We start from the raw sequence: 253 nt of genomic DNA, 5'->3' as shown, positions 1-253 counted from the left end.
CCCCTGCCGCCGGTACCGACGCTGGACCCGGCCAAGGTCGAGTTGGGCCGCCAATTGTTCAACGAGCCGCGCTTATCGGCCAATAACAGCCTGTCCTGCGCCAGCTGCCATCGCCTGGCATCCGGTGGTGCCGACAACCAGCCGTTCTCGATGGGCGTTGACGGTAAACCGGTGACGCTCAACACGCCTACCGTGTTCAACGCCAGCCTGAACTTCAAGCAATTCTGGAATGGTCGGGTGGATACGCTGCAAG

1 protein-coding gene is annotated in these 253 nt (G+C 62.1%); it reads left to right on the top strand.

The window, feature by feature from the left end:
- A partial coding sequence (locus AC0L20_RS41435) for a cytochrome-c peroxidase (RefSeq protein ID WP_473295901.1) occupies positions 1-253 on the top strand: 253 nt, incomplete at both ends.

Source organism: Bradyrhizobium sp. Kon58 (assembly GCF_055807455.1).
Note: the sequence above shows the minus strand (reverse complement) of the source record. Positions and strands in the feature narration are given on the sequence as shown.